Annotated in this window: 13 protein-coding genes; 7 read left to right on the forward strand and 6 right to left on the reverse strand. The window is 64.5% G+C overall.

Annotation, left to right across the window (positions count from 1 at the left end; all coding sequences use genetic code 11):
* Window positions 1-207: 207 nt before the first annotated feature.
* Together C7T96_RS14515 and C7T96_RS14520 are read left to right on the forward strand one after the other, a co-directional pair.
* The gene (locus C7T96_RS14515; RefSeq protein WP_106571964.1) at window positions 208-789 is read left to right on the forward strand and encodes a TRAP transporter small permease subunit; all 582 of its coding nucleotides are present in this window, start codon (window positions 208-210) and stop codon (window positions 787-789) included.
* A complete protein-coding gene (locus tag C7T96_RS14520; protein WP_106571965.1) occupies window positions 782-2,590 on the forward strand; it encodes a TRAP transporter large permease subunit in 1,809 nt (602 codons plus the stop codon). The genes C7T96_RS14515 and C7T96_RS14520 overlap by 8 nt, the downstream gene beginning before the upstream one ends.
* Window positions 2,591-2,703: 113 nt before the next feature.
* Here C7T96_RS14520 and C7T96_RS14525 read toward each other — a convergent pair whose 3' ends face one another.
* Window positions 2,704-3,810 (reverse strand): TRAP transporter substrate-binding protein, encoded by a 1,107-nt coding sequence (locus tag C7T96_RS14525; RefSeq protein WP_106571966.1) that lies wholly within the window; start codon window positions 3,808-3,810, stop codon window positions 2,704-2,706.
* A 480-nt stretch (window positions 3,811-4,290) separates the two neighbouring features.
* Here C7T96_RS14525 and C7T96_RS14530 point away from each other — a divergent pair, with 480 nt between their 5' ends.
* Together C7T96_RS14530 and C7T96_RS14535 are read left to right on the forward strand one after the other, a co-directional pair.
* Entirely contained in the window at window positions 4,291-4,863 is a 573-nt protein-coding gene (locus C7T96_RS14530) for a TRAP transporter small permease subunit (protein WP_106571967.1), read from the forward strand.
* A complete protein-coding gene (locus C7T96_RS14535) occupies window positions 4,863-6,254 on the forward strand; it encodes a TRAP transporter large permease subunit (RefSeq protein WP_106571968.1) in 1,392 nt (463 codons plus the stop codon). The genes C7T96_RS14530 and C7T96_RS14535 overlap by 1 nt, the downstream gene beginning before the upstream one ends.
* Before the next feature lie 87 nt (window positions 6,255-6,341).
* Here the strand turns inward: C7T96_RS14535 and C7T96_RS14540 are convergent, their stop codons facing one another.
* Window positions 6,342-7,427: a TRAP transporter substrate-binding protein gene (locus C7T96_RS14540; protein WP_106571969.1), complete on the reverse strand. Its 1,086-nt coding sequence runs from the start codon at window positions 7,425-7,427 to the stop codon at window positions 6,342-6,344.
* A gap of 260 nt (window positions 7,428-7,687) precedes the next feature.
* On the opposite strand from C7T96_RS14540, the gene C7T96_RS14545 reads away from it, so the two are divergent.
* A complete protein-coding gene (locus C7T96_RS14545; protein ID WP_106572090.1) occupies window positions 7,688-8,461 on the forward strand; it encodes a gamma-glutamyl-gamma-aminobutyrate hydrolase family protein in 774 nt (257 codons plus the stop codon).
* Window positions 8,462-8,495: 34 nt separating this feature from the next.
* Here C7T96_RS14545 and C7T96_RS14550 read toward each other — a convergent pair whose 3' ends face one another.
* Both C7T96_RS14550 and C7T96_RS14555 read right to left on the reverse strand, forming a co-directional pair.
* Window positions 8,496-8,888: a hypothetical protein gene (locus tag C7T96_RS14550; RefSeq protein ID WP_106571970.1), complete on the reverse strand. Its 393-nt coding sequence runs from the start codon at window positions 8,886-8,888 to the stop codon at window positions 8,496-8,498.
* 61 nt (window positions 8,889-8,949) lie between these two features.
* The gene (locus C7T96_RS14555) at window positions 8,950-9,921 is read right to left on the reverse strand and encodes a 2-hydroxyacid dehydrogenase (RefSeq protein WP_106571971.1); all 972 of its coding nucleotides are present in this window, start codon (window positions 9,919-9,921) and stop codon (window positions 8,950-8,952) included.
* Between the two features lie 175 nt (window positions 9,922-10,096).
* Here C7T96_RS14555 and C7T96_RS14560 point away from each other — a divergent pair, with 175 nt between their 5' ends.
* The gene (locus tag C7T96_RS14560) at window positions 10,097-10,441 is read left to right on the forward strand and encodes a hypothetical protein (protein WP_106571972.1); all 345 of its coding nucleotides are present in this window, start codon (window positions 10,097-10,099) and stop codon (window positions 10,439-10,441) included.
* Window positions 10,442-10,583: 142 nt separating this feature from the next.
* On the opposite strand, the gene C7T96_RS14565 is transcribed toward C7T96_RS14560, so the two are convergent.
* The gene (locus tag C7T96_RS14565) at window positions 10,584-11,606 is read right to left on the reverse strand and encodes a LacI family DNA-binding transcriptional regulator (RefSeq protein WP_106572091.1); all 1,023 of its coding nucleotides are present in this window, start codon (window positions 11,604-11,606) and stop codon (window positions 10,584-10,586) included.
* Between the two features lie 252 nt (window positions 11,607-11,858).
* On the reverse strand, window positions 11,859-12,347 hold the full coding sequence (locus C7T96_RS14570) for a MarR family winged helix-turn-helix transcriptional regulator (RefSeq protein ID WP_106571973.1): 489 nt from the start codon (window positions 12,345-12,347) through the stop codon (window positions 11,859-11,861).
* Between the two features lie 150 nt (window positions 12,348-12,497).
* Here C7T96_RS14570 and C7T96_RS14575 point away from each other — a divergent pair, with 150 nt between their 5' ends.
* Window positions 12,498-13,277 carry a creatininase family protein gene (locus tag C7T96_RS14575; RefSeq protein ID WP_106571974.1) on the forward strand — a complete coding sequence of 260 codons (780 nt, stop codon included), beginning with the start codon at window positions 12,498-12,500 and terminating at the stop codon, window positions 13,275-13,277.
* Window positions 13,278-13,327 lie beyond the last annotated feature (50 nt).

Genomic DNA, 13,327 nt, shown 5'->3' on the forward strand with positions numbered 1-13,327 from the left:
CGCGATAAAACCCCTAAGCCGAATTGGGGAGTAGGTTTGAACACCAATCGTCTTTGATTGAACGGTCAAAGCTGATAATCACGGCCGGGTCAGCCGGGAAAATTCCGGCGACCAGCCGGGCGGCAATCGACACAAGAGCCAAGAATGGCCGCTGCCCGACTTCGGGGAAACGCCCGCCTGGCGGGCGCATAAAACGGGAGGAAGTGCATGGCGGGTCTGCTCGCGCTCTCACGGCTTGTCGACACGATCAACGAATTTGTCGGCCGCCAGGTGTCGTGGCTCATCCTCGTCGCTGTCCTGATCAGCGCCGGCAATGCAAGCATCCGCAAGGCGTTCGACATTTCGTCGAATGCCTGGCTGGAACTGCAATGGTATCTCTACGGCACGGTGTTCATGCTCGCCGCCGCCTATACACTGCAGCGCAACGAACACGTGCGCATCGACATCCTGTCCAATCGCCTGTCCAAGCGCACCCGCGACTGGGTCGACCTGATCTGCCACATCACCTTCCTGCTGCCCTTCGTGGTGCTGATGGTGTGGTTGTGCTGGCCCTGGTTCTGGTTGTCCTATCGCAGCGGCGAGATTTCGGCCAATGCCGGCGGCCTGGTGATCTGGCCGGCGAAGATGATGGTGCTGGCCGGCTTCATTCTCCTGACGGCGCAGGCGCTCTCGGAGATCGTCAAGCGTATCGCCGTCCTCCGCGGTGACATCGACGACCCCACCCCCTCGCATGACATGCCGCCTGCCGCCGAGGCCGCGATCGAGATGGAGACGAAGGCCCGTGATTGACTTCGTCGCCCATAATCTCGCGCCCATCATGTTCGTGTGCGTGATGGCCATGTTGCTGATCGGCTATCCGGTCGCTTTCACGCTCGCCGCCGGCGGGCTGTTCTTCTTTGCCATCGGCGTCGAGATGTCGGCCATCTCGAGCGAAATCCGATTGTTCTGGCCGCTGCTGCAATCCCATCCCGAACGGGTCTACGGCATCATGTACAACGACACGCTGCTGGCGGTGCCGTTCTTCACCTTTATGGGGCTGATCCTGGAACGCTCGCGCATGGCCGAAGATCTGTTGGAGACGATCGGCCAGTTGTTCGGCCCGGTGCGCGGCGGCCTCGCCTTCGCGGCCGTGCTCGTCGGCGCGCTTTTGGCCGCCACGACCGGCGTGGTCGCGGCCTCGGTGATCGCGATGGGGCTGATCTCGCTGCCGATCATGATGCGCTACGGCTACAACAGAAGCGTGGCGACCGGGACGATCGCCGCCTCGGGCACGCTGGCACAGATCGTGCCGCCCTCGCTGGTGTTGATCGTCATGGCCGACCAGCTCGGCCGCTCGGTGGGCGACATGTATGTCGGCGCCCTGCTGCCGGCGCTAATCATCGTCGCGTTCTACTGTCTCTACGTGCTGATTCTCAGCCTGTTCCGGCCGGAATGGGTGCCGGCCCTGCCACCGGAAGCGCGCACGCTGGGCGGCGGCGTGACCTCGCTGGTGGCGATCCTGGCGGCAGCGGTGGCGATCTACATGATCACCTACAACACCGTTTTCGCCGACATGCGCTACGAGGTCCGCCTGGTCTGGGCGGCGACCGTGGCAACGCTTGCCGCCTATCTGTTCAGCCTGATCAACCGGCAGTTCAAGCTCGGCATCTTGTCGCGCCTTGCCGAACAGGTGGTGATCGTGCTGATCCCGCCGCTGGCGCTGATCTTCCTCGTTCTGGGTACGATCTTCCTCGGCATCGCCACACCCACGGAGGGCGGCGCGATGGGGGCGACCGGGGCGCTGATCCTGGCGCTGGCGAAAGGGCGGCTCAACCTCACCGTCCTCAAGCAGGCACTCGATTCGACCACCAAGCTCGCCGCCTTCGTGATGTTCATCCTGATCGGCGCGCGCGTGTTCGGCCTGACCTTCTACGGCATCAACGGCAATATCTGGATCGAGGAACTGCTGTTGTCCCTGCCCGGCGGCGAATACGGCTTCCTCATCTTCGTTACCATCATCATTTTCATCCTGGGCTGCTTTCTCGATTTCTTCGAGATCGCCTTCATTGCCGTGCCGCTGCTGGCGCCGGCGGCCGAAGCCCTCGGGATCGACCTGATCTGGTTCGGCGTCATCCTGGGCATCAACCTGCAGACCTCGTTCCTAACGCCGCCCTTCGGCTTCTCGCTGTTCTACCTGCGCTCGATCGCACCGATGCGCGACTGGACCGACACCGTGTCGGGCCGGGTCCTGCCTGGAATCAAGACCTTCGAGATCTACAAGGGCGCCCTGCCCTATATCGTAATCCAGTTCATCATGATCCTGATCGTGATCTCGTTCCCGCAACTCGTCACGCACTACAAGTCGGCGCCGGGCGTCGGCGGCGGCGACGTCGAAATCAAGCTGCCTCCGCTCGGCCCGCCTCCGGCCGATGGCGGCGACGGCGACCAGCCCGCTCCGTTCGGCTTGCCGCCGCTTGGTATGCCCGACAACAGCAGCGGCGGCGAACAACCGGCGCCGTTTGGCCTGCCGCCGCTCAACCTGCAGCCCGAGGACACGCCGCCGAAGCCGGGCCCGGCGACAGATCTCAGCCAACCGCCGAAGATCGAATAGGCGGACAGTCGGTTCTGTTCATGCGGCCGCAATGTCCGCGCCCATCGCCATAAGAAAAACCCCGGGGCCGCTGCCCCGGGGTTTCGTGTCCTGGACCGGTATCGGCTCGCGCGTTAGAGCTTGCCGGCGCGCTGCTGGATCATCATGAAGGTGTCGAAATTGTATTCGGTGAGCTGAGCCCACAGATACGCATCCTTCTTGAACGCCAGCTGGTTGTCGTAGATCTTCTTGAAGGTGGCGTTCTGGGCGTTGATCTCTTCATAGGTCTCCAACGCCGCGTTGTAGCAGGCCTCGAGAATCTCCTGACTGAAGGGACGCAATTGCGCGCCGCCCTGAACGAGCCGCTTGAGCGCGGCCGGGTTCTTGTAGTCGTAATTGGCCATCATGTCGGCATTGGCCGCGCGGCACGCAGTTTCCAGGATGGCCTGATACGGCTTCGGCAACTCGTTCCACTTTTCCAGATTGGCGAGCGTGTGCAGAACCGGCCCGCCTTCCCACCAGCCCGGATAATAGTAGTACTGGGCGACCTTGTTGAAGCCGAGCTTCTCGTCGTCATAGGGTCCGACCCATTCGGTGGCGTCGATAGTGCCCTTTTCCAGCGCCGGATAGATGTCGCCGCCGGCGATCTGCTGCGGAACGACACCGACCTTCTCGATGATCTTGCCGCCCATGCCGCCGATGCGCATCTTCAGGCCTTGCATATCGGCCACGGTGTTGATTTCCTTGCGGAACCAGCCACCCATCTGCGCACCGGTATTGCCGCACGGCATGCCGTACAGCCCCTGGGTGGCGTAAAACTCGTTCATCAGCGTGTTGCCGTCGCCATAATAGAACCAGGCGTTCTGCTGGCGATAGTTGAGGCCGAACGGAATCGCGGTACCGAGCGCGTAGGTCGGGTCCTTGCCCCAATAATAATAGGACGCGGTATGCGCCAGTTCGACCGTGCCGGCCGAGGCCGCGTCGGCCGCCTGAAGGCCGGGTACGATCTCGCCGGCCGCGAAGACCTGAACCTGGAAATTGCCGTCCGTGGCCTCATTGACGAATTTCGCCATCGTTTCGGCCGCGCCGTAGATCGTATCGAGCGCCTTTGGGAACGAAGAGGTGCAGCGCCAGGTGACTTTTGGCATCGACTGCGCGATTGCGGGTGCGGCCAGCGTCGTTGCTGCCGCGGCGCCCGCGCCGGCGACGCCCGCCTTCTTGATAAATGAACGACGATCCATTCCGTTTCCTCCCATTCGTGGATCTATCGAAATCCGCCTCCAGCCGAGAGGGCTATCCAACGGTTTCAGCCTGCGACAATACACGCTCGAAGAAGTGTGTCCAGCATTCGGATATCCACCTTTCCGCCAAGGCGAGGCGGACAAACCGCTTCGTTTGCGACGCTTTCGGCACAATCGATCTTGCGCTCTCGCCGTGGCGAGCACGACGTGGCCAGCTGGATATTCCGCGCCGTCACCCGCCCGTTTGTCCGGCAATCCAACCGCCGGCCCGCCACCGGGCGTTGTGGAGGCGCATTTTTCGCTTGCTGTTACTTTTGCCACCCGGACAAAGCTGCTAAGCAAAATCGGCCGGCCGGACAAAGTCCGCGGCCAACGATAAACCGCCTGGCTCGTGCCGGACGGTTCGAGGGGGAAACGGGAGGTCACATGACAGCGTCGGCTGCAGCGCCATCTGCTCGTGGTGCATCGGAGACATAGCCGGTGCAGGCGATCGCTCTTGTCGTACGCGCCATCAGCGCCTTCAACCGCTTCATTGGCAATGTCTTTTCCTGGCTTTCCCTGGCGATCGTCCTAGTCTGCTTCACCGTGGTGGTGCAGCGCTACGTCTTCGCGGTCAGCTATGTGTGGATGCAGGACCTTTATATCTGGCTAAACGGCGCCATGTTCACCGCCGTGGCCGGCTTCGCGCTGCTGCGCAACGATCATGTCCGCGTCGACATCTTCTACCGGCCGGCGGGACGGCGGGCGAAGGCGACCGTCGACCTGATCGGGGTCGTGCTTTTCCTATTGCCCTTCGCCTATATCGTGTTCGCCTATGGCTGGACCTTCGTGGCGCGCGCGTGGCGGCTGGGTGAGGGCTCAGCCAATGTCGGTGGGATGCCGGGCTTGTTCGTCCTAAAAACGTTCATTCTCGGCTTCGCCGTCGTCATCGCTCTGCAGGGCGTCGCCATGGCCCTGCGCTCCGTCCTGGTCCTGACCGGCAACGAGCATCTGCTGCCCGCGCATCTGCGTTACGAAAACGCCGCCGCGCCCGTGCCGGAGGTCAGCGGCTGATGGATCCCGTTTTTCTCGGCGAGCTCCTGTCGGGGCTGATGTTCGTCGGCATTATCGGCTTTCTGCTTTTGGGTTTCCCGGTCGCCTTCACCCTGGCCGGGGTGTCGCTTCTTTTCGGCCTGGCGGGAATGGGATTCGGCGTCTTCGACCCGTCCAATCTCGGCAGCCTGGCCAACCGTTATATCGGCTACATGACCAACGAGGTCCTCGTGGCCGTGCCGCTGTTCATCTTCATGGGCGTGGTGCTGGAACGCTCCAAGATCGCCGAGCAACTGCTTTTGACCATGGGCAAGCTGTTCGGCAATCTGCGCGGCGGGCTTGCCATGTCGGTGGTGCTGGTGGGCGCCATGCTGGCGGCCTCGACCGGCGTGGTCGGCGCGACGGTGGTCACGATGGGCCTGATCTCGCTGCCCGCCATGCTGCGCGCCGGCTACGATCCCAAGCTGGCAAGCGGGGTGATCTGCGCCTCCGGCACGCTGGGCCAGATCATCCCGCCGTCCACAGTGCTGATCTTCATGGGCGACATGCTGTCGGGCATCAACGCCCAGGTGCAGATGGCCAAGGGCAATTTCGCCCCGGTGCCCGTCTCCGTCGGCGACCTGTTCGCGGGTGCGCTGCTGCCCGGTCTGCTGCTGGTCAGCCTGTATATGGGCTGGGTCGCCATCAAGGCGCTCATAGAGCCCGCCTCCTGCCCGGCGATGCCGGTGGCCGCGGAAGACCGCGGCGCGCTCGGCCGCGAAGTGCTGGTGGCGCTGCTGCCGCCGCTGCTGCTTGTGCTCGCCGTCCTCGGCTCGATCCTCGGCGGCATCGCAACCCCCACCGAGGCGGCCTCGGTCGGTGCCGTCGGCGCGATGCTGCTTGCCGCGCTGCGCCTGCGACTGTCCTTCACTGTGCTGCGCGAAACGGTCGTGGCGACGGCGACCATCACCTGCATGGTGTTTATCATCCTGTTCGGGGCATCGGTGTTTTCGATCGTCTTTCGCCTGATGGGCGGCGACAACCTCGTGCATGAATTCCTGACCGGGCTGCCCGGCGGCACGCTCACCGCCGTGGCGATGGTGATGGCGATCATGTTCCTGCTCGGCTTCATCCTCGACACGTTCGAAATCATCTTCATCGTCATCCCGATCACCGCGCCGATTTTGCTGGCACTGGACGTCGATCCGGTCTGGCTTGGGGTGCTGGTCGGCGTGAACCTGCAGACCAGCTTCCTGACGCCGCCATTCGGCTTCGCCCTGTTTTATCTGCGCGGCGTCGCACCGGGCGAGGTCGCGACCTCTATGATCTACCGCGGCGTCTTCCCCTATGTGATCCTGCAGATCCTGGCGATCGCGATCATGTTCGCCTTCCCCGGCATCGCCACGTGGCTGCCGCGGCTTTTGTACAACTGATCCCCACCAACCGTGCCGCACCGAAACGAAAGAGCCCCGGACGTCACCGTCCGGGGCTCTTCAGGGTCAGCGCCGGAGGCGCGATCGTCAGATGGAGAAAAACTTCTCGCGAGCTGCGACGAAGGCGCCGTCGGTGCCCTCCGTCCGGGTCCGCAGGATATTGAGCGCCTCGATGAAGCTTTCCGTGGTCTTCTTCGTCAGCGCATCACCGGAACCGCGCAATTCACCCATGATCTCGGCCGCGGCCTTGGCACCGGCCTCCAGAATGTCATCGGGGAACGTACGCACATTGACGCCGTGATCGTTGACCAGAGTCTGCAGGGCGCGCGGGTCGTTTGCATAGAAATCCGACGCGACCTGATCGTATTCGGCCTGGCACACATCCTTGATGATGGCCTGCAGGTCCGATGGCAGTTCCTGATACTTGGCCTTCGACACGACAAGCTCGGTCGCCAGCCCCGGCTCGACGAAGCTGGGGAAATAGTAGTTCTTGCAGACCTGGTAGAAGCCCAGCGCCAAATCGTTGTAGGGACCCACGAATTCGGCTGCGTCGAGCGTACCCGACTGCAGGGCCTGGAAGATTTCCCCGGCCGCCATGTTGGTCACCGTCGCGCCAAGCTTTTCCCAGACCCGGCCGCCGAGCCCCGGCGTGCGGAAGCGCAGCCCCTCGACGCTGTCGAGCCCGCTCAATTCGTCGCGGAACCAGCCGCCGGCCTGCGTGCCGGTGTCGCCGGACAGGAACCCCTGGACGCCGAACTGGTCGTAGATTTCGTCCCACACTTCCTGGCCGCCCATATAGCGCACCCAGGCGGCGAGCTCGCGCGAGGTCATGCCGTAGGGAACACCGGTGAAGAAGGCGAGGCCCTGGCTCTTGTTCTGCCAGTAATAGGCCGCGCCATGGCTCATCTCGGCCGATCCGTCGATGACCGCGTCGAGCGACTGCAGCGGCGGCACCAATTCACCGGCCGAATAGACCTGCACGGTCAGCCTGCCGTTCGAGGCGGCGGTGATACGGTCGGCAAGGCGCTGGGCGCCGACACCGAGGCCGGGGAAATTTTTCGGCCACGTCGTGACCATGCGCCACGTCATGTTGCCCTGCGCGATGGCCGGCGCGGCGAGCGCGGCCGTGCCGCCAGCCAGCCCCGCGGCCTTGATAAACGAACGACGATCCATAAAAAACCTCCCAATATGCCGGTCATGTTGCAAAACGGCTGCCGGACGGTGCCGACAAGGCCCCGTTACACCCGACTCCGACCCGTATCAATACACGCAGCGCATTCGCCGCAATTGCGCCACAGAGCGGTTGGAAGTGATGGCAAAGACGGTTAGATTCCGGCTCATTCGCGTGGCTCAGCCGGACCCTGGGGCGATACGCAACCTGCTCCGGGCAGCGTCTGACACCGCCCTGGGGCGACCGGCATAGGATGGATGAAATGCACCCGGCTCTCGTCGCCGTCTCAACCGATGTGCGCGTCTTCGACCGCTACACATGGCACGCCACGCCGCAGCAATACATCGAGGCCGCCCTGTCGGGAGCCGGCGTCTTGCCGATGCTTCTGCCCTGCTTCGGGGAGCGCATCGATTTCGACGCCTTGCTCGACCAGGTCGGCGGCGTGCTGATCACCGGGTCCAAGACCAATGTGCACCCCGCGCTCTACGGCGGCGACGCCAGCGAGCGCAACGGCCCCTACGACGAGGCCCGCGACGCCACCACGCTGCCGCTGATCCGCAAGGCGATCGAACGCGGCGTGCCGCTGCTCGCCATATGCCGCGGCATCCAGGAATTGAACGTCGCGCTTGGCGGAACGCTGGCGACCGAGATCCAGGAACGCCCCGGCATCATGGACCACCGCGCCCCGCCGAGCGAGTTCCAGGACGATCGCTTCGCCATTCGCCACCGCGTCAGCTTCACAGAAGGGTCGTGCCTGGCCGATCTGTTCGAAGCCGGCGCGATCGAGGTCAATTCGGTTCACCGGCAAGCCGTCGGCCGGCTTGCGCCGCGGCTCGGGATCGAGGCGGTAGCCGAGGACGGCACGGTCGAGGCCGTTTCAGTTCTGGGTGCCAAGGGCTTCGCGGTCGGCGTGCAATGGCATCCCGAATACTGGGTCGGGACCGACGGCGCCTCACGCCGCATCTTCGAGGCGTTCGGCGCGGCCGTGCGCACCTATGTGGCCAAGCGCGGCCATGCGCGAACGGCCGCCGAATAGGCTCCTGCGGCCACAGCGTCCTATGACGCTGTGGTCAGAACCGGGAAAGAAGCTGAAAGATCGGCGCTTCCGGCCGAACGGATTCGTAGGCGATCCCGTCGGCGACCGCGAACTCGACCACCGGCGTGCCATCCTCCGACAAGAAGCTCAAAAGCCCGTTGCCCTCGTCGCGGCCGAAACGAACCTGTGCGAACCGTTCGTCGAGTTTGCCGCAACCGGGTTCGAGGACGAGGCGGAACCGACCCTGCGCCGCAGCGCCCGCCCGTTCGACCAGGCACCGCTCGGCGCCGCCGACCCGATAGAGCGAATAGTGGCCGTCAGGCGCGTCGGTGACTTCTTGCGCCGCGCTGTCCGGCGCCCTTTGCGACGTGACATAAAGACCGGCCGTGGCGGCAAGCGCCATGACGAGCACGGAAAACAGCTTCACCGCGAATCATCCTTGCTTGTACCCCCGCCATCGAAGGTGGTGCGAAGGGGTTAACGAAAGGTTAACCCCTTCGCGTCGCGGCAAGCCCGGCGGTTTCGGGAACCGGGGTCAGAACGCGCCCCTCGTCGAACCAGGCAAGCAGATTGTCGACCACCAGGTCGGCCATGGCCTGCCGCGTTGCCCGCGAGGCCGAGCCCACATGCGGCAGCAGCGTCGCGTTGTCGAGGTCGAGCAGAGCCTGCGGCACATGCGGTTCGTCGGCAAAGACATCGAGACCGGCGGCCCGTATGGTACCGGCCGCAAGCGCCGCGATCAGCGCCTGCTCGTCTACCGTGCTGCCGCGCCCGATATTGATGAAGACGCCGTCGGGACCGAGCGCCTCGAAAATCTCGGCGTTGACGATCTTGTGCGTCTGCGCCCCGCCTGGAGCCACCGAGACGAGCACGTCGACCGCCTCGGCGAGACCACGCAACGTGTCGTGATAGGTGTAGGAGACGCCGGCGACCGGTCGCCGGTTGTGGTAGGCGATCGGCAGGCCGAAGGCCTCCAGCCGGCGCGCGATCGCCTGGCCAATGCGTCCTAGGCCGAATATGCCGACCCGACGGCCGCGCAGGGTCGATGCCGTCAGCGGATAGCCCCCTTCCCGCGCCCACCGGCCGGCGCGCAGATAGGCCTCGGCCTTCGTGAATTCGCGCACCGTGTTGAGCAGCAATCCGACCGCGGTGTCGGCGACCTCCTCATTGAGGACGTCCGGCGTGTTGGTCACCATGATCTTTTTCGACGCGGCGTGGCCCGCGTCCACGGCATCGTAGCCGACGCCGAAATTGGCGATGATCTCCAGGTTCGGCAGCGCGTCGATGAACGCCGCGTCGATCGTGGTCATCGCCGCGATGCCGCGAACGGCGTCGGCCGAGCGCCCGCTCAACAGGCCAGGGTCGGCGGTCTCGAGAGGCACCAGCCGGAACGCGTCCGAGATCCGCTTGACGGCATGGTCGTGCAGCTTGCCCGGCACCAGGATGGAAATATCGCGCATGAAATCACGACCCGTCTTCTCGTTGAAGTTGCGCCGACACCGTAGGCATAGCGCACGCGCCCGGCAAGCATCGCCTGCCGCTCCCGCTCGCGAAGCCGTGATCGGAAAATTCAGGAACGACCCGCCGGTCGCCCACGTTGACCGGGCAGTCCAACACGATGAAAGGAGGACTGATATGACCTTTAAGATCATCACCGCCACCGCGCTTGCCATCGGACTCGCAGCCGGCGGCGCGCTCGCCCAGACCACCAGCGCCACGTCGAAGGCCGGTTCGGGACCGAACTTCAAATCCGAAGACGAGCGCATGATGTATGAGGAAAACGCCGACGTGATGGGCGGTTTCTTCACCGACGACACGATGGCCGAAATCCGGTCGGACGACGAGGTGAAGGAAATCTTCGCCGCGCTCGGCAAGGAGGACCGCGACGAGATCAAGGCGGCCTGCGAGCGCGCGATGGAAAGCCGCGGCTCCTACGGCACGGTGACCGTCGCCCTGTGCGATCAGGTCGACACCATGTAGCGCCTGCGGCGCGCGGTACGGGATGGGCGGCTTCGCCCAAAACCGTTAGCAATGCCCGGCTCCCGCCTCACGGCGGGGGCCGTAATTATGTCGATTTGCCGTAAAACCGCGCTGCCCGACAGGCAGCGCGAGCGTTGTGATCTCAGTCTCGCTCGACAGGTTTGCCGGTCGATTGCCGCACATGCAGCTCCGGCTTGATCAGTTCTTGCGACGCGCTGACAGGAACCCCGTTCAACCTGTCGAGCAAGGCCCGCGCCGCGCGGCGGCCGACATCGCGCTGGCCGTTCCACACCGTGGTCAGGGCCGGCGTCGCGATCGCCGCCTCCTCAAGGTCGTCGTAGCCGGTGACCGAGATGTCGACGCCCGGCACCAGCCCGGCACGCGCAATGCCGTTCATCAGCCCGATCGCCACCAGGTCGTTCCAGCAGACGGCCGCGGTCGGCTTGTCCGGCAGGGCCAGAAACTGCCCGGCCACCTCGAAACCGCTCTGCTTAGTGCGCGGCCCCGGAATGCGCCAGTGCGGCGCGACGACGAGACCGGCCTTTTCCATCGCCGCGACGTAACCCTGGTAGCGGTCGCGGCCGGTCGAGGTCTGATCCGTGCCGCCGATCATGGCGATGCGACGATGGCCGAGCGAGATCAGATGATTGGTGGCGAGCCCGATTCCGTAGGCGTCGTCGCCGCGAAACACAGGCACCTCCGCACCCTCGACCGAGCGGGCGATCAGCACGGCTGGAAGGCCGTTTTCCTCGATCAGCCGGATATCCTCGCGCGGCGTGCCGATCGCCGGCGACATGATGACGCCGTCGGCACCGAGCTGAAGCAGCGTATCGACGAAGGTCCGCTGCTTTTCGAGCTGGTCGTAGTGGTTGGACAACAAAAATGTCTGCCGGCTGCGGTCGAGTTCGCTCTCGATCGAACGCAGGATTTCGGCGAAGAACGGGTTCATGATGTCGTGCACGACAACGCCGACAATACCGGATCGCGAGGTCCGCAGGCTGGCCGCGCGACGATTGTAGATGTAGCCGATCGCGCGCGCATGGTCCTTGATGCGTTCGCGTGTGGCGTCGGCGACCAGCGGACTGTCCCGCAGCGCCAGCGACACCGTCGCCGTGGACACGCCGAGTGCCTCGGCGATGGTCGAAAGCTTGATTTTCTGCGCCAGAACGCCCCTCCCGACGATCCGCCCGGGTCGTTTAAACCGTTTAATCGCGCTTATGCCATCGCCCCACGGCATTTCAAAGCCTTTTCGACAGCGAGCCAGGTCCCGCGGTCGGCGCCGAGGCCGAGTACAGCCGCACCCGCCGCCCGCGCTGGCGACCGGAACGCAGCGCAGCGAGGCCGCGGGATGAGGGCGACGCGCTCCGAAGGACCGCTTTTCGAGTGCCTTGCGCGGGACCGCGACAGGTCAAGCGGCTTATAGATCCTCGACCGCCTCTTCCCCAAACTCGCCCCGTTCAGCACCCGAAATCCGTGCCGTGCCGGAGAGATTGTCTTCAATACGCGCGAGCATTTTCAAGAAGGCCTTCTGCTCCTTCTTGTCGAGCCCCTTGAGCGCGATCTTCTGGGTCTTGCGCACCGATTTCTCGATCGCCTTGATCGCATCGCGCCCAGTCTCGGTGAGGAAGATATGGGCCTGTCTGGCGTCGTTGTCGGACGGGCGTTTGAATAGGAAATCCTGCGCCTGGAGCCGGTTGATGGTCTTGGTTATGGTCGGCGGACGCACGCCGAGCCGGTTGGCGAGTTGGCCCGGCGTCTGGCCGTCCTCGTGCGCGAGCGCGAGCATGATCTGGTCCTGGCCGGCATAAAAGCCGTGATCGAGCAGGCGCGCGGCGAGCGAGGTGCGAACCAGCCGCGCCGTCGATTGCAGGCGGCTGATCGCCACGCCCTTTTCCGTTTTGGCCATTCGCCCCTCCCAAGTTCGCCGCAATCGATCTAGTGTCCGACACCGGTCGCGACGGGCCCGGGCGTCTGGTTTTCGACACGCGAAAAGGCAGCATGAAAACCGGCCGACTAATTCGCCGACGAACTTATGGCAGAGGATGATTGCAGTTCCATGACAAACAGTGAAGCCGGCAAAGTCGAGCCTGCACGCGCCCGCACCGGCAAAACCATCGCGGTCCTGCCGCTCGGCGCGAGCGAGCAGCACGGCCCCCATCTACCCCCCGAAACCGACACGATCATCGCCGACGCGGTCGCGGCCCGCGCCGCCCAAATGCTGCCGGAAAACATCGACGTGACGTGGCTGCCGGCCGAGCCGGTCGGGTATTCGATCGAACATCTCGACCTCGGCCGCACCGAAAGCCTGACCTATGGCGAGGCGGTGGAACGCTGGATCGCGATCGGCGCCGAACAGGCCGCGCGCGGCTGCCGGAAATTCGTCATGCTCAACGCGCATGGCGGCAACTCGCCGCTGATGACGATCGTCGCCACCGAATTGCGGGTGCGCGAAACGATGCTGGCGGTCGCCACGAGTTGGACGCGTTTCGGATATCCCGAGGGCCTGGTCGGCGAGACGGAACGGGCCTTCGGCATTCACGGCGGCTTTGTCGAGACATCGGTGATGCTGGCGCTGCGGCCCGATCTGGTCGACATGGAAAAGGCCGCGACATTCGCGTCCGCGCAGGAGAGGTTCGCCGCCCGTTTCACCCATTTGCGCGCCTACGGTCCGCACGCGTTCGGCTGGACGATGCGGGACCTCTCGCCGCACGGCGTGGTCGGCGATGCCGCCGCTGCCAGCGCGGCGGCCGGCGAACGCCTGCTCGATCACGCCGCGCGCGGATTTGTCGACCTGCTTGCGGATGTCGACCGCTTCGATCTCGCCGATCTTGCCTGACAACGGAAAGGCCGGCGAGATTCGGACCTTGTTTCGCCGCTGCCGGCGTG

Source organism: Nitratireductor sp. StC3 (genome assembly GCF_003015025.1).
Taxonomy (GTDB): Bacteria; Pseudomonadota; Alphaproteobacteria; order Rhizobiales; family Rhizobiaceae; genus Mangrovimarina; species Mangrovimarina alexandrii.